The 19,311-nt window shown below is 71.6% G+C and carries 18 protein-coding genes; 14 read left to right on the plus strand and 4 right to left on the minus strand.

The features are described from left to right. Window positions 1-8 precede the first annotated feature (8 nt). Genes ABZT06_RS01660 through ABZT06_RS01720 form a run of 13 tightly spaced genes read left to right on the plus strand, consistent with a single transcriptional unit; the run spans window position 9 to window position 14,371 of the window. Window positions 9-1,556: a right-handed parallel beta-helix repeat-containing protein gene (locus tag ABZT06_RS01660; RefSeq protein ID WP_355733203.1), complete on the plus strand. Its 1,548-nt coding sequence runs from the start codon at window positions 9-11 to the stop codon at window positions 1,554-1,556. Between the two features lies 1 nt (window position 1,557). Further along, the gene (locus tag ABZT06_RS01665) at window positions 1,558-2,790 is read left to right on the plus strand and encodes an O-antigen ligase domain-containing protein (protein ID WP_355733206.1); all 1,233 of its coding nucleotides are present in this window, start codon (window positions 1,558-1,560) and stop codon (window positions 2,788-2,790) included. 2 nt (window positions 2,791-2,792) lie between these two features. Next, entirely contained in the window at window positions 2,793-4,034 is a 1,242-nt protein-coding gene (locus ABZT06_RS01670; protein ID WP_355733209.1) for a glycosyltransferase family 4 protein, read from the plus strand. After that, window positions 4,031-5,299, plus strand: coding sequence for a class I SAM-dependent methyltransferase (locus tag ABZT06_RS01675; protein ID WP_355733212.1), 1,269 nt, complete (start codon window positions 4,031-4,033; stop codon window positions 5,297-5,299). The genes ABZT06_RS01670 and ABZT06_RS01675 overlap by 4 nt, the downstream gene beginning before the upstream one ends. After that, a complete protein-coding gene (locus ABZT06_RS01680; RefSeq protein WP_355733215.1) occupies window positions 5,296-6,090 on the plus strand; it encodes a glucose-1-phosphate cytidylyltransferase in 795 nt (264 codons plus the stop codon). The genes ABZT06_RS01675 and ABZT06_RS01680 overlap by 4 nt, the downstream gene beginning before the upstream one ends. After that, entirely contained in the window at window positions 6,087-6,734 is a 648-nt protein-coding gene (locus tag ABZT06_RS01685; RefSeq protein ID WP_355733218.1) for a PIG-L deacetylase family protein, read from the plus strand. Before ABZT06_RS01680 ends, ABZT06_RS01685 begins: the two co-directional genes overlap by 4 nt. 3 nt (window positions 6,735-6,737) lie before the next feature. After that, on the plus strand, window positions 6,738-7,763 hold the full coding sequence (locus ABZT06_RS01690; RefSeq protein WP_355733221.1) for an SDR family oxidoreductase: 1,026 nt from the start codon (window positions 6,738-6,740) through the stop codon (window positions 7,761-7,763). Continuing rightward, window positions 7,751-9,034, plus strand: coding sequence for a DUF4910 domain-containing protein (locus ABZT06_RS01695; RefSeq protein WP_355733224.1), 1,284 nt, complete (start codon window positions 7,751-7,753; stop codon window positions 9,032-9,034). Before ABZT06_RS01690 ends, ABZT06_RS01695 begins: the two co-directional genes overlap by 13 nt. Then, the gene (locus ABZT06_RS01700; RefSeq protein WP_355733227.1) at window positions 9,031-10,329 is read left to right on the plus strand and encodes a hypothetical protein; all 1,299 of its coding nucleotides are present in this window, start codon (window positions 9,031-9,033) and stop codon (window positions 10,327-10,329) included. The genes ABZT06_RS01695 and ABZT06_RS01700 overlap by 4 nt, the downstream gene beginning before the upstream one ends. Continuing rightward, on the plus strand, window positions 10,326-11,273 hold the full coding sequence (locus ABZT06_RS01705; protein WP_355733229.1) for a glycosyltransferase: 948 nt from the start codon (window positions 10,326-10,328) through the stop codon (window positions 11,271-11,273). Before ABZT06_RS01700 ends, ABZT06_RS01705 begins: the two co-directional genes overlap by 4 nt. Next, window positions 11,270-12,490, plus strand: a complete 1,221-nt coding sequence (locus ABZT06_RS01710; RefSeq protein WP_355733232.1) for a polysaccharide pyruvyl transferase family protein — start codon at window positions 11,270-11,272, stop codon at window positions 12,488-12,490. The genes ABZT06_RS01705 and ABZT06_RS01710 overlap by 4 nt, the downstream gene beginning before the upstream one ends. Beyond that, window positions 12,487-13,038: a dTDP-4-dehydrorhamnose 3,5-epimerase gene (gene rfbC, locus ABZT06_RS01715; RefSeq protein WP_355733235.1), complete on the plus strand. Its 552-nt coding sequence runs from the start codon at window positions 12,487-12,489 to the stop codon at window positions 13,036-13,038. The genes ABZT06_RS01710 and rfbC overlap by 4 nt, the downstream gene beginning before the upstream one ends. A 7-nt stretch (window positions 13,039-13,045) precedes the next feature. Further along, window positions 13,046-14,371, plus strand: a complete 1,326-nt coding sequence (locus ABZT06_RS01720; RefSeq protein ID WP_355733238.1) for a glutamate-1-semialdehyde 2,1-aminomutase — start codon at window positions 13,046-13,048, stop codon at window positions 14,369-14,371. 12 nt (window positions 14,372-14,383) lie between these two features. Here ABZT06_RS01720 and ABZT06_RS01725 read toward each other — a convergent pair whose 3' ends face one another. The 4 genes from ABZT06_RS01725 to ABZT06_RS01740 form a co-directional block, all read right to left on the minus strand. After that, a complete protein-coding gene (locus tag ABZT06_RS01725; RefSeq protein ID WP_355733240.1) occupies window positions 14,384-15,082 on the minus strand; it encodes a phosphatase PAP2 family protein in 699 nt (232 codons plus the stop codon). A gap of 146 nt (window positions 15,083-15,228) precedes the next feature. Then, entirely contained in the window at window positions 15,229-15,828 is a 600-nt protein-coding gene (locus tag ABZT06_RS01730; RefSeq protein WP_355733243.1) for an acyltransferase, read from the minus strand. Beyond that, complete coding sequence (locus ABZT06_RS01735) at window positions 15,825-16,856, minus strand: alcohol dehydrogenase catalytic domain-containing protein (protein WP_355734076.1); 1,032 nt, start codon at window positions 16,854-16,856, stop codon at window positions 15,825-15,827. The genes ABZT06_RS01730 and ABZT06_RS01735 overlap by 4 nt, the downstream gene beginning before the upstream one ends. A 177-nt stretch (window positions 16,857-17,033) precedes the next feature. Further along, complete coding sequence (locus ABZT06_RS01740; RefSeq protein ID WP_355733246.1) at window positions 17,034-17,372, minus strand: hypothetical protein; 339 nt, start codon at window positions 17,370-17,372, stop codon at window positions 17,034-17,036. Window positions 17,373-17,546: 174 nt separating this feature from the next. On the opposite strand from ABZT06_RS01740, the gene ABZT06_RS01745 reads away from it, so the two are divergent. After that, window positions 17,547-19,259: an IlvD/Edd family dehydratase gene (locus ABZT06_RS01745; protein WP_355733249.1), complete on the plus strand. Its 1,713-nt coding sequence runs from the start codon at window positions 17,547-17,549 to the stop codon at window positions 19,257-19,259. Window positions 19,260-19,311: the final 52 nt, after the last annotated feature.

Consider the following 19,311-nt stretch of genomic DNA (forward strand, 5'->3'; position numbering starts at 1 on the left):
GGGGGCGCGTGGAGATCAACTGGCGGCCCTGGGCGTTGGCGGCGGCACCGCTGACGCTGGCCCTGCTGGCGGCGACCGGCTGCGACAGCAGCTCATCGGAAGCCGATGCGAAACCGACCGCCACGCCGACCACGTCCGGGGTCCGGTCCACGTCCCTGGCCCGGGTGTGCGCCAACCCCGCGGCCGGGCCGGCCAAGGCACCGGCGGGTGCGGTGACGGTCGACCCCGGGAAGGTCGGTGACCTGGCGGCCAAGACCAAGAGCAACCCGCCGAACACCACGTTCTGGCTCCGACCGGGCAAGCACAGGCTCGATCCGGACCGCTACGCCCAGGTCGTTCCCAAGAAGGGGGACCGCTACCTCGGTGCGCCGGGCGCGGTGCTCGACGGCGGGAAGAAGAACCAGTACGCGTTCAGCGGCAGCGCCGACGACGTCACCATCCGCTACCTGACCGTGCAGCGTTTCGCGGCGCCGTCCGACGAGGGCGTGGTCAACCACGACTCGGCCGACGGATGGGTGATCGAGGACTCGACGATCCAGGACAACGACGGAGCCGGGCTGATGGCCGGTGCCCGCCAGCAGGTCCGCGGCAACTGCCTGCGGAACAACGGCCAGTACGGCATGAACGCGTACAAGGGCAACGGCCGTGTCACCGGCCTGGTGGTCGACGGCAACGAGATCGCGGGAAACAACACCGGCGACTGGGAGCGGCGCAAGCCGGGCTGCGGCTGCACCGGAGGCATCAAGTTCTGGGACGTCAACGGCGCCGACGTACGCGGGAACTGGGTGCACGACAACCGGGGAACCGGGTTGTGGGCGGACACCAACAACAACGACTTCCTCATCGAGAACAACGTGATCGAGGCCAACGACGGTGCCGCGCTGATCTACGAGATCAGTTACAACGCGATCATCCGCAACAACACGATCCGGCGGAACAACTGGGTCGAGGGCCGCAAAGCGGCCGACAAAGGCGACAGCTTCCCGTTCGCGACGATCTACCTGTCCGAGTCGGGCGGCGAACCACGGATCAAGGCCCGCACCGACAAGATCGAGATCTACAAGAACGTGCTGGAGAACAACTGGTCCGGGATCACCCTGTGGGAGAACGCCGACCGGTTCTGCAACAGCCCGGCCAACACCTCGTCCGGTGACTGCACCTTGCTGGTGAAGAAGACCGGCAGCTGCGCGAAGCCGGCGATCGCCAAGGCGCCGCTCTACGCCGACTGCCGGTGGAAGACCCAGCGGGTGGACATCCACGACAACCGCTTCGTGCTGGACACGTCGGTCGTCAAGTGCACGACGAAGTGCGACCGAATGGCGGTGCTGTCCAACTACGGCACCTATCCGGACTGGTCGCCGTACAAGGGCGAGAAGGTGGCCGACGCGATCACGCAGAAGCAGCACAACCGCTGGCACGACAACGTCTACGTCGGGCCATGGCACTTCGTCGCCCAAGACCCCAGCAAGGTGCTCGACTTCGCGCGCTGGCAGGGCATGCCGTACCGGCAGGACACGGGCAGCACCCTCGCCCCCGACCCGAAGGCCGGTGGCTGAGATGGAGACAGAGCGCACACCGAGGATCGTCGGGGTGGTCTGGGGGCTGCTGGTCCTCAACACGCTCGGCTCCGCCGGGGCGAAGACCATCGTCCCGCTGCCCCGCTCCCTCATCCAGATGGTCACCATGGGCGCGCTGGTCGCCGCGTTCGCGCTGGCGCTCGCGATCAATGTCCGGTTGCGCATCCGAGCCGGCGCGTACGTCTTCCTGCTCACCCTGCTCCTGGTGACGAGCGTGATCTCCAGCGCTCACCTGGAGTCCGGGTTCGGCGCGCTGTTCCGCTGCTTCCGGCTGATGCTCTTCGTCGGCACGCTGTGGCTGCTCAGCCGCTGGTGGGACGGCAGCCTGACGTTCGTACGGCACCACATCCGGATGTACTTCGCCGTGCTCGGGTCGGTGGCCCTGGGCCTTGCCGTCTCACCGGGCGCGGCCCTGCCCGACCTCTACGGCGGGCGGCTGGTCGGCGCGCTGTGGCCGCTCACCCCGCCGCAGATCGGCCAGTACGCCGCGGTGATCATCGGGCTCACCGTGCTGCTCCTCCTGGGCCGCCGGACCGACAAGACCAGCGCGGCAGTGGTCATCGTGCCGTCACTCGTCCTGCTCGCGCTGACCCATACCCGGACGGCCACGCTCGGCCTGCTCCTCGGGCTGGTCTTGGCCATCGGCTCGCTCCTGCTGACCAGCGCCGCGGCCCGCCGCTTCTTCACCTGGGCGGTGGCGATCGCCACGGTGGCCGCGGTGGGGTTCGCCTCCGCGCTGCAGGCGTGGTTCCTGCGCGGACAGAGCAAGGACAACTTCTCCAGCCTCACCGGTCGCGCCAAGGTCTGGGACGCCCTGCTGGCCGCTCCCCGGTCGACCGGAGAGAAGTGGTTCGGCGTGGGCCTGGGCGACAAGTCGTTCGGCGGCCTGCCGATCGACAACAGCTGGCTGGCCGTCTACAACGAGCAGGGCCTGATCGGCGTCGGCCTCGTCGCGGCGATCATCATCGTGCTGGGCGGCGTCGCGTTGCTGCGGCCACCGTCGCTGCAGCGGGCCTGCGCGATCTTCCTGATCAGCTACTGCGCGATCGCGTCGTACACCGAGGCCGGTCTCGGCGACGCCTCGCCGTATCTGCTGCATCTGGCCCTGGCCGCCTCGCTGCTGGCGGCACCGGTCAAGGCCACCCCCCTCGCGACGCCCGTCGTCCCTCGACAACGCATCCCGCGCTGGGCCCAGAGATCGGAGGTGAGGTGAGCATGCACATCCTCGTGGTGCACAACCGCTACGGCTCGGCGCAGCCGAGCGGCGAGAACAAGGTCGTCGACCAGGAGGTGGAGCTGCTGCGCGAGGGCGGACACCGGGTCGAGATGTTCGAGCGGCGCAGCGACGACATCGGCGCCATGTCCCTCCTCGCCAAGGTCGCGGTGCCCCTGCGGGTGCCGTGGAACGCGGCGGTCCGCACCGAACTCGCCACCCGGCTCCGCACCGAGCGGCCGGACATCGTCCACGTCCACAACGTCTTCCCGCTCCTGTCGCCCGCGGTGCTCGCCGCCTGCGCCGACGCCGGCGTGCCCGCCGTGGCGACGCTGCACAACTACACCCAGGTCTGCCCGCCCGGCACTCTGCAGCGGGACGGCCGGCCGTGCACCGAGTGCGTCGGCTCGACGCCGCTGCCCGCCGTCCGGCACGGCTGCTACCGGGGCTCCCGCCTCGCGACCGTGCCGCTCGCGGTCAGCCTGTCGGCCAACCGGCGGCGGTGGTGGTCCGGCGTCGAGCGCTTCTTCTGCATCTCCGCGGCGCAGCGTGACGTTCTGGTGCATGCCGGGATGCCGGCCGAGCGGCTGGCGGTGAAGCACAACTTCGTGCCGGACCCGGACGCGCGCCGAACGGACGCGGGCGAGCATCTGCTCTATCTCGGCCGGCTCGCGGAGGCCAAGGGCGTACGGCTGCTGATGGCCGCGTGGGACGAGATCGCGGCGAGCGGCGGGGTGGGAGTACCGCTCGTGATCGCCGGGACGGGACCGCTGGAGGCAGAGGTCATCGCCTGGGCGGCGGGCCGGGACGACGTGCGGTACGTCGGCCTGCTGGACACGGCGGAGTGCCAGAAGGCCATCGCGCGGTCGGTCGCCGTGGTGGCTCCGTCGACGTGGCTGGAGGCGTTCGGCCTGGTGGTCGTGGAGGCGATGGCGGCCGGGGTCCCGGTCGTCGCCGCCGGCCACGGCGCCTTCGTCGAACTCGTCGAGGACGGGGTGACCGGGCTGCTGCACCAGCCGGGCGAGTCCGCCTCGCTCGCGTCCTGCATACGCCGGATCGCGGCCGAGCCGGCCGCCAACCGGGAGATGGGCGAGGCGGCCCGGCGCCGTTACGAACAGGGTTTCAGCCCGACGGTCGGCCTCGACCGCCTGGTTGACGAGTACCGCACCGCGATCGCGGGTCGGTCAGCACAGACTCGCGGCGGGGACACCCGCGCGAGCAGGGGGGATGGGAACAACAGATGACACGATGCCGACTGTGCGGCTCGGAAGCGATGGCGAGCGTCGTCGACCTCGGGGCGACGCCACCATGTGAGAGCTTTCTCGCCGCGGACCAACTCGACCAGCCGGAGCCCGCGTACCCGCTGCACCTGCAGGTCTGCACCGACTGCTGGCTCGCGCAGATCCCGCCGCTGATCACGCCGGAGGAGACGTTCAAGGAGTACGCGTACTTCTCCTCGTTCTCGACCTCCTGGGTGGAGCACGCGCGTACCTTCGTCGCCGACGCCGTACAGCGGGTGGGACTCGACACCGAAGGCTCCGACGGCTCCGACGCCTTCGTGGTCGAGGTCGCGAGCAACGACGGGTACCTGCTGAGGCATGTGGTGGACCGGGGGATCCGCTGCCTCGGCATCGAGCCCTCGGTGAACGTCGGCGCCGCGGCGCGCGACGCGGGCGTACCCACGCTCACCGAGTTCCTGAGCCCGGACACCGGCTCGGCCGTCCGCGCCGAACACGGCCCGGCGAACCTGGTCGTGGCCAACAACGTGTACGCGCACATCCCCGACGTGGTCGGCTTCACCCAGGGGCTGCGCGCCCTCGTGGCCGACGACGGCTGGGTCTCCATCGAGGTGCAGCACCTGCTGACCCTGATCGAGGAGAACCAGTACGACACGATCTACCACGAGCACTTCCAGTACTACACGGTCGCGTCCGCGATCCAGGCCCTCGCCAGCGGCGGACTCACCCTCGTGGACGTCGAGTTGCTGCCCACGCACGGCGGCTCCATCCGGCTGTGGGCCCGCCCGGCCGAGGTGGCCGGTGAGCCGACGCAGCGGGTGGCCGACGTGCTGGCCCGGGAGAAGGCAGCCGGGCTGCAGGAGCTGTCCGGCTACACCGAGTTCTCCGCCCGGGTGGCCAAGGTGCGCCGGGACCTCCTCAAGTTCCTCATCGAGGCGGCCGAGCGCGGCGAGACGGTCGTCGGCTACGGCGCCCCGGGCAAGGGCAACACCCTGCTCAACCACTGCGGCATCCGGCCAGACCTGCTCGCGTACACCGTCGACCGCAACCCCTACAAGCACGGCCGGTTCACCCCGGGCACCCGCATCCCGATCCTGCCGCCCGAGCAGATAGCCGCCGACAAGCCGGACTACGTGCTCGTCCTCCCGTGGAACCTGCGGGCCGAACTCACCGAGCAGCTGTCCTTCGTGCACGAGTGGGGCGGCCGGCTTGTCTTTCCCATCCCGGAACTGAGCGTCGTCGAGGGCGCGTCCCGAAAGGTCACAGCATGAAGGTCGTTCTGTTCTGCGGCGGTTACGGGATGCGGATGCGCAACGGCACCTCCGACGACGTGCCCAAGCCGATGGCGATGGTCGGCCCCAGACCGCTGATCTGGCACGTCATGCGCTACTACGCGCACTTCGGGCACACGGAGTTCATCCTGTGCCTCGGCTACGGCGCCCACCACATCAAGGACTTCTTTGTCAACTACGAGGAGACGACGTCCAACGACTTCGTGCTGCGCAAGGGCCGGACCGAGCTGCTGTCCACCGACATAGCCGACTGGACGATCACGTTCGCGCAGACCGGCATCGAGTCACCGATCGGGGAGCGGCTGCGCCGGGTGCGCCACCACCTGGACGGCGACGAGATGTTCCTCGCCAACTACGCCGACGTCCTCACCGACGCCCCGCTGCCGGAGATGATCGAGAAGTTCTCCCAGCGTGACGCCGGGGCCTCGATGATGGTCGTACCGCCCCAGTCCTCCTTCCACTGCGTGGAGTTGGGCGAGGACGGCCTGGTGGGCGGCATCACCGCGGTGAGCGACATGCCGCTGTGGGAGAACGGCGGCTACTTCGTGCTCCGCCAGGAGGTCTTCGACCACATACCGGAGAACGGTGACCTGGTGGCCGACGGATGCGGCCAACTCGCCAAGCGCGGGCGGCTGGTCGCGCACCAGCACCGCGGCTTCTGGAAGCCGACCGACACCGTGAAGGAGCGCGCCGCGCTCGACGCCGCCTACACCCTGGGCGACCGCCCGTGGGCCGTGTGGGAACGGGACGACGCCGGGGTCAGCGCGTGATCCCGCTCACCGCCGGGCGCCCGGACCGGATCGTCGCGGTGGGCGCGCACTGCGACGACATCGCCATCGGCGCCGGCGGCACACTGCTGACGCTGTGTCAGGCGCGGCCGGGTATCCGTGTCGACGCGCTGGTGCTCTCCGGCGGCGGCAGCGAGCGCGAGCAGGAGGAGCGGGCCGCGCTCGCCGCCTTCTGCCCCGGCGCCGACCTTCGGCTGACCGTGCTCAAACTGCCGGACGGCCGTATGCCCGTGCACTGGGACGAGGCCAAGGCCGCGGTCGAGGAACTGCGCGCGCAGACCGACCCGGATCTGATCCTGGCCCCGCGCACCGACGACGCCCACCAGGACCACCGCGGCCTGGCGCAGCTGATACCCACCGCCTTCCGCGACCACCTCGTGCTCGGCTACGAGATCGTCAAGTGGGACGGCGACCTCGGCCGCATGGCGGCGTACCAGCCACTGTCGACGGAGATCGCCGAACAGAAGGTACGGCTGCTGCAGGAGCACTACGCCTCGCAGCGGCACCGGCCCTGGTACGACCGGGAGGCCTTCCTCGGCCTCGCACGGATCCGCGGCATCGAATGCCACGAGCGATACGCCGAAGCGTTCGCCGTCACCAAACTCACGCTCAACCTGGGGGCTTGAACCATGCGCGTACTTCTGACCGGACACCAGGGATACCTGGGAACCGTCATGGCCCCGGTCCTCGCCGCCGCAGGGCACGAGGTCGTCGGCCTCGACGCCGGCCTGTTCGCCGACTCCGTCCTCGGCGAGACACCCGCGGACCCGCCGGGGCACCGGGTGGACCTGCGCGACGTCACGGCCGAACACGTGGCCGGCGTCGACGCCGTGATCCACCTGGCCGCGCTCTCCAACGACCCGCTGGGATCGCTGGCGCCGGAACTCACCTACGACATCAACCACCACGCGTCCGTCCACCTCGCCCGGTTGGCCCGCGATGCCGGAGTGCGGCGCTTCCTGTACGCGTCGACCTGCTCGGTGTACGGCGCCGCCGGCGGCGACGACCTGGTGGGCGAGGACGCCCCGCTGCGCCCGGTGACCCCGTACGCGGAGTCCAAGGTGCGGGTGGAGGACGACCTGCACGCGCTGGCCGACGGCGACTTCACCCCGGTGTACATGCGCAACGCCACCGCCTTCGGCTACTCGCCCCGGCTGCGCGCCGACATCGTGCTGAACAACCTGGTGGGCCACGCGCTCCTGTCCGGCGAGGTCCTGGTGCTCTCCGACGGCACGCCCTGGCGCCCGCTGGTGCACGCCGCCGACATCGCACGGGCCTTCACGGCCGCGCTGACCGCGCCGCGGGAAGCGGTGCACGACCGGGCGTTCAACATCGGCAGCGAGACCAACAACGTCACGGTCGCCGAGATCGCCGAGCAGGTCGCCGAGGCGGTGCCCGGCTCCAAGGTGAACATCACCGGGGAGAACGGCGCCGACCCGCGGTCGTACCGGGTGGACTTCTCCCGGTTCCGGGCCGCGATCCCCGGCTTCGACATCGAGTGGTCGGTCAAGCGCGGCGCGCTCGAACTCGCCGACGCCTACCAGAAGTTCGGGCTGACCAAGGAGAACTTCGAGCAGCGCTTCACCCGCCTGGCCGTGCTGCGCGCGGCGTCCGACGCCGGCACCGTCGACGACACCCTGCGGTGGCGCCGATGACCACACCCGGCGAGGAGATGTACGCCCTGGTGGAGCGGCTGTACCCGCTCTGCCGGAGCATCACCGGCGACGGTGTGCGCGCCACCCTCGACATCGTCGGCGAGTACATCCCGCTGCAGGTGCACGAAGTGCCGACCGGGACCCAGGTCCTCGACTGGACGGTGCCGCAGGAGTGGAACATCCGGGACGCGTACATCGCCGACCCGGCCGGCAACCGGGTCGTCGACTTCGCCGAGTCCAGCTTGCACGTGCTCGGTTACAGCGTCCCGGTGGCGCAGACCATGCCGCTGGCCGAGCTGCGCGCACACCTGCACACCCTGCCGGACCAGCCGTCCTGGGTGCCGTACCGGACCAGCTACTACAAGCCGGAGTGGGGCTTCTGCCTGGCCCAGGACACCCTGGACGCGATGCCGGACGGCGAGTACGAGGTGCGCGTCGACTCCAGGCTCGCCGACGGCCACCTCACCTACGCCGAGCACGTGGTCCCCGGGCAGGTCGCCGACGAGGTGATCGTCTCCTGCCACGTCTGCCACCCGGCGCTGGCCAACGACAACATGGCCGGCGTCGCGGTGGCGGTGTTCCTCGCCAAGGCGCTGGCCGAGCAAACGCCGTACTACACCTACCGGTTCATCTTCGCGCCCGGCACCATCGGGGCGATCACCTGGCTGGCGCAGAACAGGGAACGGGTGGAACGGGTCAAGCACGGCGTCGTGCTGGCCTGCGCCGGCGACCGGGGTCAACTGACGTACAAGCAGAGCAGGCGCGGCGACGCGGAGATCGACCGGGTGATGCGGCACGTGCTGGCGGACTCCGAACGCCCCTACCAGGTCAACGAGTTCACCCCGTACGGCTACGACGAGCGGCAGTACTGCTCGCCCGGATTCAACCTCGGCGTGGGCTCGCTCACCCGGACCCCTTACGCGGGCTACCCCGAGTACCACACGTCCGCGGACAACATGGACTTCGTCTCCCCGGAGGCGATGGCGGACACCCTCGCCGTCTGCCGTGAGGCGTTCGCCGTCCTGGACCGCAACCGGCGGTACCTCAACCTCAGCCCCTACGGCGAACCGCAGTTGGGCCGTCGCGGGTTGTACGACGCGCTCGGCGGCCGCAGCGACACCAAGCAGGCCCAGATGGCCATGCTCTGGGTGCTCAGCCTCTCCGACGGCGAGCACAGTCTGCTGGACGTCGCCCAGCGGTCCGGGCTGCCCTTCGACACCGTCGCGGACGCGGCCGGCGCCCTGCACGAGGCAGGGCTGATCAAGACATGACGTCCATGCCCGTCGAGGGGGAGAATCCCGCGTCACCGGCCCGATCCGCCAAGCGGGCCCTGGTCGGCCGGCTGTCCTGGGGACTGGCCGACCAGGCGGCCTCCAGCATCTCCAACTTCGCGGTGGGCATCTACGTGGCCCGCTCACTGGGGGTGACCGCGTTCGGGGTGTTCAGCCTCGCCTGGGTGACCTACGGCGTGGTGCTCAACGTCTCCCGCGGCCTGGCCACCGATCCGCTCGTGGTGCGCTTCAGCGGCGTGCCGGAGAGTTCCTGGCGCGGGGCGGTGGCCCGGTCGACGGGTACGGCACTCGGCGTCGGTACCGCCATAGGCGCGGTGTCCCTGGTGGCCGGACTGGCCCTCGGCGGCCGGCTGGGGCCCGCGTTCGCCTGCCTGGGCGTCATGCTGCCGGGACTGCTGCTGCAGGACGCCTGGCGGTTCTCGTTCTTTGCCGCGGGCAACGGCCGGAAGGCCTTCGTCAACGACGTCGTGTGGTGCGTGGCGCTCGTCCCGGCCATGGTGGTGGCGGCCCACGTCGACACCGTGGCCGCCTTCGTGCTCGCCTGGGGCGCGTCCGCCGCGGTGGCCGCCGCGTACGGCTGCCTCCAGTCCGGCATCCGGCCCCGGATGACCGAGGCGCGCGGCTGGCTTCGCGAACAGCGCGATCTCGGCTACCGGTACCTGGTCGAGAACGTCAGCCTCAGCGGCGCGAGCCAACTGCGGGCCTACGGGCTCGGCGCGATCGTCGGGGTCGGCGCGGTGGGCGCGGTGCGGGGTGCCGAGCTCCTGATGGGCCCCTTCCTCGCCGTACTGATGGGACTGTCGCTGGTCACCGTCCCGGAGGCGGCACGGGTACTGCGGCAGGCCCCGCACCGCCTCGGCCGGTTCTGTCTCCTGCTGGGCGGCGGGCAGGCCGCCGCCGCGCTGCTCTGGGGCGGGTCACTGCTGCTGATGCCGGACCGGCTCGGCGATCTGGCGCTCGGCAGCGTCTGGCACTCCTCCTCGCATCTCATCCTGCCGATCACCTTCAGCGTCGCGGGCGCCGGACTCGGCACCGGTGCGGCGGCCGGGCTGCGCGCGCTCGGCGCCGCCCGCCGCAGCCTGCGCTCCCAGCTGTTCGCCTCCGCCTGCTACGTCAGCGGCGGTCTCGGCGGGGCAGTCGTAGCCGGCACGGTCGGCTCGGCCTGGGGCGTCGCCGCCGCGACCGTCAGCGGCTCGGCCGTGTGGTGGCTGCAGTTGCGGTCCGCCCGGCGTGAGCACCACCCCAACTCCGTTCCTGAAGTGAGGACTTCATGACCTCCCAACCCAGGCTGACCATCGGCCTGCCCGTGTACAACGGCGAGGAGTACCTGGCGGAATCGCTCGACGCGCTGCTCGGCCAGACATACGAGGACTTCGAACTGGTCATCTCCGACAACGCCTCGACCGACGGGACCGAGGACATCTGCCGCAAGTACGTCGCGCAGGACTCGCGCATCCGGTACGTCCGGCTGCCCCGGAACGTCGGCGCCACGCCGAACCACAACCGTGTGCTCGACGAAGCCCGCGGCGAGTTGTTCAAGTGGGCCTCGCACGACGACCTTTACGGCCGTGACCTGCTGCGGCGCTGCATCGAGGCTCTGGACGAGCGGCCGGACGTGATCCTCGCGCACACCGACCAGGCGGTCATCGACGGCGACGGCCAGGTGAAGGTCCCCTACGAGTACACGCTCGCCACCGACTCGCCGCACGCACCGGACCGCTTCCGCAGTCTGCTGTTCGAGCCCGGGGGCGACGACTTCTACGGGGTGATGCGGACCGACGTGCTGCGCCGGGTGAAACCGATGGACAGCTACCACCACGCGGACCGCACCTACGTCGCCGAGATCACCCTGCACGGGCGCTTCCACCAGGTGCCGGAACTGCTGTACTTCCGCCGCGACCACCCCAACCGCGCCGAGCGCGCGAACCCGTCCAAGCGCTCCCGGTGCGTCAACCTGGACCCGCGCCGGGCCGGCCTGCTGCACCCGACGCCCAGGCTGCTCGCCGAGTACGTCTGGGGCTTCGCCTCGGCGATCCGGCGGGCCCCGCTGTCCCCGGCCGACCGGCGCGAGTGCTACCGCCACCTGGCCGCCTGGATGACCAGCCGGGTCCGGCCGGGCGCCGGCGAGCGGGTCGAGGACCGCGCCCCGGTCGACCCGGCCAAGCTGACCGTCTCCGTCGACGACCTCGTCGCCGGCCGTGAGGGGAGGCGGGCGTGAAGACGGCGACGCGTGTGGGGGTGTTCGGTCTCCTCGGCTCCGGCAACCTCGGCAACGACGGATCGCTCGAGGCCGTCCTCGGATACCTCCGTGCCGAGCACCCGGACGCGAGCGTGGACGCGCTCTGCGGCGGACCCGAGGCGGTGACCGCCAGGTTCGGGATCCCCGCGACACGGCTGCACTGGTACCGCGGGGAGTACCGGACCGCGTCACGCGCGGCGGCGATCGCGGGCAAGGGTGTGGGCAAACTCGTCGACGTCTTCCGCACCGCAGCCTGGGTGCGCCGGCACGACGTGGTGATCGTGCCCGGCATGGGCGTCCTGGAGGCCACCCTGCCGCTGCGCCCGTGGGGCTTCCCGTACTCCCTCTTCCTGCTCTGCGCGAGCGGCCGGCTGCTGGGCACCCGGGTCGCGCTGGTCAGCGTCGGCGCCGCCGAGATCCGCAACCGGCCGACCCGTGCCCTGGTGCGCTGGTCGGCGCGGCTCGCCGCGTACCGCTCGTACCGGGACACCCAGTCCCGCGACGCGATGCGGGCGATGGGCGTGGACACCGCGCGCGACGAGGTCTACCCCGACCTCGCGTTCTCCCTGCCGGCACCGCGGGCGAGCGCGTCCACCGGCACACCGGGCCCCGTCTGCCTGGGCGTCATGGACTTCCACGGAAGCAACGACGACCGCGCCCGGGCCGAGGAGATCTACCGGCGCTACCTCGACGGCACGATCACGTTCGTCCGCGCGCTCGTCGCGGAGGGCAGACCGGTCCGGCTCCTCACCGGCGACCAGTGCGATCTGTCGGTGGTCGCCGCGATCCTCGACGCCGTCGACTCACCGCTGGTCACCGCGGCCGAACCGGCCTCACTGACCGACCTGATGAACGAGATGGCGGCTGCCGACACCGTGGTGGCCGTCCGCTACCACAACCTGATCTGCGCGCTGAAGACCGGAACGCCCGTGCTCGCCGTCTCCTATGCGGCGAAGAGCGATGCCCTCATGGACCGGATGGGGCTCGGCGCGTACTGCCACCCGGCACGCGAGGTCGACGCCGACCGGCTGCTCGAACAGTTCCGGGACCTGGAGAAGCACGCGGTGGAGCTACGGCAGACCCTCGCCGAGCGAAACAGGGTCGCCGCACAGCAACTCGCCCAGCAGTTCACCGCCTTGACCACCACCCTGTTCCCGGCGAAGTCCCACGCCCACGCTCCGCGGAAGGCCCGATGAAAGCGACCGAAGTCCCCGAGATCGCCGGCGCGTACCTGTTCGAGCCGACACCGTACGCCGACGAACGCGGCTTCTTCTGCCGCACCTTCGACGTCGACGTGGTCCGCTCGGTGGGCCTCGACCCGCACGCCTTCGTCCAGGACAGCGTGTCCCGCTCGGTCCGGGGCGTGCTGCGCGGCCTGCACCTGCGCTCCGGCGCCGGCGAGGCCAAGCTGGTGCGGTGCTCGTACGGGCAGATCTTCGACGTCGTCGTGGACCTGCGGCCGGACTCGCCGACGTACCGGAACCGGGCCTTCTTCGAGCTGTCCGGTGAGACGCAGAAGACCGTGTACATCCCGGCGGGATGCGCTCACGGCTTCCAGGCTCTTACCGAAATCGCGGACACCTCTTACCGTATCGACCGAGAGCACGATCCGTCCGAGGACGTGACCATCGCCTTCGACGACCCGGAACTCGCCATTCCCTGGCCACTGCCGGTCACATCGATGTCCCAGCGGGACCGAGAGGCACCGAGCCTCGCCGAGGTCCTGAAGCACAAGGAAAGGTGAAGTCGGCTTGCACAGCGAAGACTTCCAGCTGCCCCGGTCGCGTGCGGCCAACGAACGGCTGCACGCCCTGATCCCCGGGGGCGCGCACACCTACGCCAAGGGCGACGACCAGTACCCCGAGGACCTGGCCCCGGTCATCAGCCACGGCAGCGGTGCCCACGTGTGGGACGTCGACGGCAACCGGTACATCGAATACGGCTCCGGCCTGCGGTCGGTCAGCCTGGGACACGCCCACCCACGCGTGACCGAGGCGGTGCGGCGGGAGGTCGACCGCGGCAGCAACTTCGTCCGGCCCTCCATCGTGGAGGTCGAAGCCGCGGAACGCTTCCTGGCCACGGTGCCGACCGCCGAGATGGTGAAGTTCGCGAAGAACGGCTCCGACGCCACCACCGCAGCGGTACGCCTCGCCCGCGCCGCCACCGGGCGCCAGCGGGTGGCCCTCTGCGCCGACCATCCGTTCTTCTCCACCGACGACTGGTTCATCGGCACCACACCGATGTCCGCCGGCATTCCGGCGACGACCAACGAGCTCACCGTGGCCTTCCCTTACGGGGACCTGGCCGCGACGGAGGAACTGCTCACCCGGTACCGGGACGAGGTCGCCTGTCTGATCCTCGAACCCGCCACCCACACCGAGCCGCCGCCCGGGTACCTCGCCGGCCTGCGCGAACTGGCCGACCGGCACGGCTGCGTACTGATCTTCGACGAGATGATCACCGGCTTCCGCTGGTCCGAGGCCGGCGCCCAGGGCCTGTACGGCGTCGTCCCCGACCTCTCCACGTTCGGCAAGGCGCTGGGCAACGGATTCGCCGTCTCCGCACTGGCCGGGCGCCGCGACCTGATGGAGCGGGGCGGGCTGCGCCACTCCGGCGACCGGGTGTTCCTGCTGTCCACCACACACGGCGCGGAGACGCACTCGCTGGCCGCCGCGATGGCCGTGCAGACCGTCTACGCCGAAGAGGGCGTGACCGCGCGGCTGCACACCCTCGGTGAGCGGTTGGCCGCCGGTGTCCGTGACGCGGCGGCCGGCATGGGCGTCGGCGAGCACATCGTCGTCCGGGGTCGGGCCAGCAACCTGGTCTTCGCCACCCTCGACGAGAACGGGCAGCCGTCGCAGGAGTACCGCACGCTGTTCCTGCGCCGGCTCCTCGCGGGCGGGGTGCTGGCCCCGTCGTTCGTGGTGAGCAGCGCGCTCAGCGACGCCGACATCGATCACACCGTCGACGTGGTGGCCCAGGCGTGTGCGGTGTACCGGAAGGCACTGGACGCCGCCGACCCCACCCCGTGGGTGGGCGGACGACCGGTGAAGCCCGTCTTCCGCCGCTCGGCATGACGTGACGTGATGTCAGCGGCGCTCCCGCTGACCGGCGCCGGCGGTTCGCTCGGCCGACCGGACGGCCATCCGGTCGGCCGCCCGGTCGACCAGCCACGCGGTCGCCGGAGTCACAGCCAGCGCGGTGCAGCAGCCCCCGAGCACGTCGGTCGGATAGTGCGCGCCCAGGGCGACCTGCGCCCATCCCATCGCGGCGCCGGCGACCAGCGCCGCGGCGAGCACGAGTGACGTGCCGGCCGTACCGCCGAGGCCGAGCCGGTCGGTCGCGAGCAGCGCCGCGACCGTGGCGAGCGCGGTGAGGAAGGCGGTGTGTCCGCTCGGATAGGACAGATTGTCGGCGCCGTGGATGGTGCGTCCCACCAGGTGTTTGAGCAGCGTCGCCGCTCCCACGGCGAGGCCGGGGCCTGCAACCATGAGTACGGCCGCGCGAGGACGCCGAAGCAGCAGGCAGCCCGTAACGGCGGCCACGACCACCATCGCCGAACCCGCGGGTTCCCCCAGGAAGTCCAGGGTCTGAGCGACGAACCGCCACGGCGGCCGCACACTGTCCGCCGTCGGCGGGATGATCCACCTGTCCACCCTGCTGCCCTGGCTGTGGCCGGCGAACAGGGCGGCGAGCACGGCGACCACCAGCGCGGCGAGGGCCGCGACCAGCCCGAGCCGCGCGCGCAGCGACGGGGGCAGCACCGCGGTCGTCGGCCGCCCGGTCACACGCCCACCGCGTCCGGTCGACCCGCGGTGACCTCGTCCAGCCCCCTGATGAAGAACAAGCGCGTGCCCGTGATCACGGACAACACGCTATCCGAAGGCCCAGGCAGCCGTGGCCGGTGGGCCACATCGGCGGCACCGCCATCGCGTCATGGGCGCTCGACGAGGTGGCCGTCCTTCTCGTCGTACAGCGCTCCCGACTCCGGGCACTCCCAGGCGCCCGGCTCGCCGTCCCGCTCGACCAGCCGGACGCCGACCCGGCCGACCCAGCCGATCCGGCGCGCGGGAACGCCGGCCACCAGTGCGAAGTCCGGTACGTCCTTGGTCACCACGGCGCCCGCCGCGACCAGCGCCCAGCGACCGATCCGCACCGGCGCCACACACACCGAACGGGCCCCGAGTGACGCCCCGTCGGCCACCTCCACGGCCACGGCCTCCCAGTCGCCGCCGCGCTTCAGCCGGCCCTCCGGGTCCACCGACCTGGGGAAGTGGTCGTTGGTGAGGACCGCGGCCGGGCCGACGAACACCCCGTCGCCGAGCACGGCGGGCTCGTAGACCAGCGCGTAGTTCTGGAGCTTCACGTTGTCGCCGATCCGCACCCCCGGACCGACATACGCGCCCCGGCCCACGATGCACCCGCTCCCCAGCCGGGCATCCTCGCGGATCTGGGCCAGGTCCCAGACCGTCGTCCCCTCACCGATGGCCGCCGTCTCGTCGACCTGGGCGGTCGGCTGCACCTTGATGGTCACCGGGCTGATCCCTTCGTCTCGCCGGGATCGACGTGGATCTTCGGGCCCGGACCGGCGCCGGGCGGGCGCTCGCCCGCGAGCACCGGGCCGATCGCCTCCAGCGCGACGGTGGCGGCCACCAGCGGCCTCGGGTCGACGATCTTCTCGGCGTACGCCCTGATGGTGGCGTCGAGCCCGGGGGAGGCCGACAGGACGCCGACCGCCGTCACGTCCTTGAGGACGAGCGCGCGGGTGTCGATCCTGCTGGGCCCACCGGCCAGCCCGATGTACACGAGCCGCCCGCCCGGCTCGACCAACTCCTGTGCCAGGGCGGGCAGATGGACGGCGTTGGTGGCGTCCACGACGGCGTCGAACGGCAGGTCGGGCAGCGTGTCCCCGCGCCAGGCGTGCTGGAAGCCGAGCGAGCGCGCGAAGGCGAGGGAGTCCTCGGTGGTGCCCATCAGGTGCACCTCCGCACCGGCGGCCCGGGCGAACAGCGCGACCAGCAGCCCGATGGTGCCCGGCCCCAGCACCAGGACCCGGTCGCCGGGCCCCGCACCGGTGGCCCGCGCGGCCCGCAGGGCGTTGCCGCCCGGCTCGACGAGCGCGCCGAGCACCGGGTCCACGGAGTCGGGCAGGACGTGCAACGAGCTTGCGGGGACGGCGAGTTGTTCGGCCAGGGCACCCGCCCGGCCACCCCGGATGCCCACCTCTTCGCGCTTCTCGCACACATGCTGCCGCCCGCGCCGACAGCGGCGGCAGGTTCCGCAGCCGAGCATGGTGTCGCCCATGACCCGGCGCCCGACCCAGCCGGGATCGACCCCGGCACCGACCGTACGCACCCGGCCGGACCACTCGTGACCCAGCCGCATCGGATAGCCGGCGTGTCCCTGGTGCAGATAGGCCATGGCACCGGTGAAGAACTCCAGGTCGGTGCCGCACACGCCGACCCGCTCGACATCGACGACGACCTCACCGGGAGCGGCGACGGGCGCGGGCACCTCCTGGACCGCGAACTCGCCGGGAGCCGTGAGGACGAAGGCGCGCATCTCGGCGGCGCCAGGGGGGAGTCCGGGGACGTTCAACGCAGGGGCTCCTTCACCGTGGGCGAGGTGCCGTGGACCGGCAGCGCACGGTAGTTGACGCCGGTCTCGCTCTCCCCCCCCGCTCGCTAGTGGCCGGCGGCTCGCGGTGCAACCCCTCGGTCGCACACGGGGGTCGAGGTGTCAGGTGTTCGCGGGCGCCCGCGCCGGTACGTCGTCGAGCCTGCCCAACTCCTGCGCCGGCAACACCTTCCCGACCGCGGCGGCCGCCGACCGTGGAGGTCGGCCCCACGGCACCGGCGGGGGAGGGGCGAGCTTGGTGCGGTGGACGACCTCGCGGACGGCGTGGTGGGCCGTCTCACCGAACCGGGCAGCCAGGGTCTCCGGCAGCGGCCGGACCCGCGCGTGTCCGGGGCGGGCCTCGTGACGGGCGAACGCCACCCTCGGAAGCTCGTCACCCAGCAGATGGCGGCCGCGCTGCGCCGGGCCGGCGATCGCCCGGGGCAGCCCGTCGAGCGCCACCCCGTCGGATGCCGGGCGAGTTCCCTGAGCGGAGCGAGCACCCGGTCCTGTCCACGGGACGGCCGCACTCCGCACGGTCCGTGGCGGGGGCTGTCGAAGCGTGAAGCGCCTGCGTATGCTGCATCGCGTTCCGGCCGGCAGACCGCCGTCCCGATCACCGGAAAGAGCCGAGCGATGAGCCTTCGTAGCGCGCAGTGGTACGCGGGACAGGACCGCAACGCCTACATCCACCGGGCCTGGATGCGCCGGGGCGTCCCGGCCGACGCCTTCACCGGCCGGCCCCAGATCGCCATCGCCAACACCGCCTCCGACCTCACGCCCTGCAACGCGCATCTGGACGAGGTGGCCAGGTCCGTCCGCGACGGCGTGTACGAGGCGGGCGGCATCCCCCTCGACCTGCCCGTGGTGTCGCTGGGCGAGACCAATGTGCGGCCCACGGCCATGCTCTGGCGCAACATGGCGGCGATGGCCACGGAGGAGATGCTGCGGGCCAACCCCCTTGACGGGGTGGTGCTGTTGGGCGGCTGCGACAAGACTATCCCGTCGCTTCTGATGGCTGCCGCCTCGGTGGACCTGCCCGCCGTGGTCGTGCCCGGCGGGCCCATGCTGACCGGCACCTTCCGCGGCACCCCGCTGGGCTGCGGCACGGACGTGTGGCGGCTGTCGGAGGAGGTCCGTGCCGGCACCCTGTCCCAGGAGCAGTTCACCCGCTCCGAGTCGTCGATGATCCGCAGCCGCGGACACTGCAACACCATGGGCACGGCCTCGACGATGGCCCTGGTCGCCGAGGCCCTGGGCACGGTCGTCCCCGGGGTGGCCGGCACCCCCGCTCCCGACAGCCGGCTGCTGGAGGCCGCGCACGGCACCGGGCGCCTCGCGGTGGAGCTGGTGGCCGGTGACCGCCGTCCGAGCACCTTCCTGACCAAGGGGTCCTTCCACAACGCGATCGTGGCGCTGGCCGCGATCGGCGGCTCCACGAACGCCGTCGTCCATCTCCTCGCCATCGCGGGCCGGCTGGGCGTCGAGCTGACGCTGGACGACTTCGACCGCATCGGCTCCCGGGTGCCGGTCCTGGTGGACCTCCAGCCCGCCGGACGCTTCCTCATGGAGGACTTCCACCGGGCCGGCGGACTGCTCGCCGTGCTGCGTGAGGTCGCCGACCTCCTGGACCCCGACGCGCTGACCGTGACGGGCAGGCCGCTGGTGGACCATCTCGACGACGCCCCGATCTGGGACGCCGAGGTGATCAGGACCCGCGCCCGGCCCCTGGTCGAGGAGGGCGGCATCGCTGTCCTGCGGGGCAGCCTCGCCCCCGACGGAGCACTGATCAAACCCGCGGCCGCCTCCGCGCGTCTGCTGCGGCACCGGGGGCGCGCGGTCGTCTTCGACAGCATCGAGGACTTCCACGCCCGCGTGGACGACCCGGACCTGGACGTCGACGCGGACTCCGTCCTGGTCCTGCGCGGCTGCGGACCCAAGGGCTATCCCGGCATGCCCGAGGTGGCCAACATGCCGCTGCCCACCAAGCTGCTGGAGCAGGGCGTGCGGGACATGGTCCGCGTCTGCGACGGCCGGATGAGCGGCACCGCGTACGGCACGGTCGTCCTGCACGTGGCCCCGGAGGCGGCGGCGGGCGGCCCGCTCGCCCTCGTCCGGACCGGCGATGTCATCAGCCTCGACGTCGAGGCCCGTCGCATCGACCTGGAGGTGCCCGCCGGCGAACTCGCCGCCCGCACTCCGAACGCGGCCACCGTAGCGGGGTTCGCCGATCCGGGGCGGGGCTGGGAGCGGCTGTACGTCGACCACGTCCAACAGGCCGACAAGGGAGCAGACCTGGACTTCCTCGTCGGCTCCAGCGGCTCCGAGGTCAGCCGCGAGTCGCACTGACCCGGAGGCCGACGGACGGGGGTCCCGCCCGTGCCCACCTCGTGGACGCCCT

Source organism: Streptomyces sp. NPDC005483 (assembly GCF_040606035.1).
Taxonomy (GTDB): Bacteria; Actinomycetota; Actinomycetes; order Streptomycetales; family Streptomycetaceae; genus Streptomyces.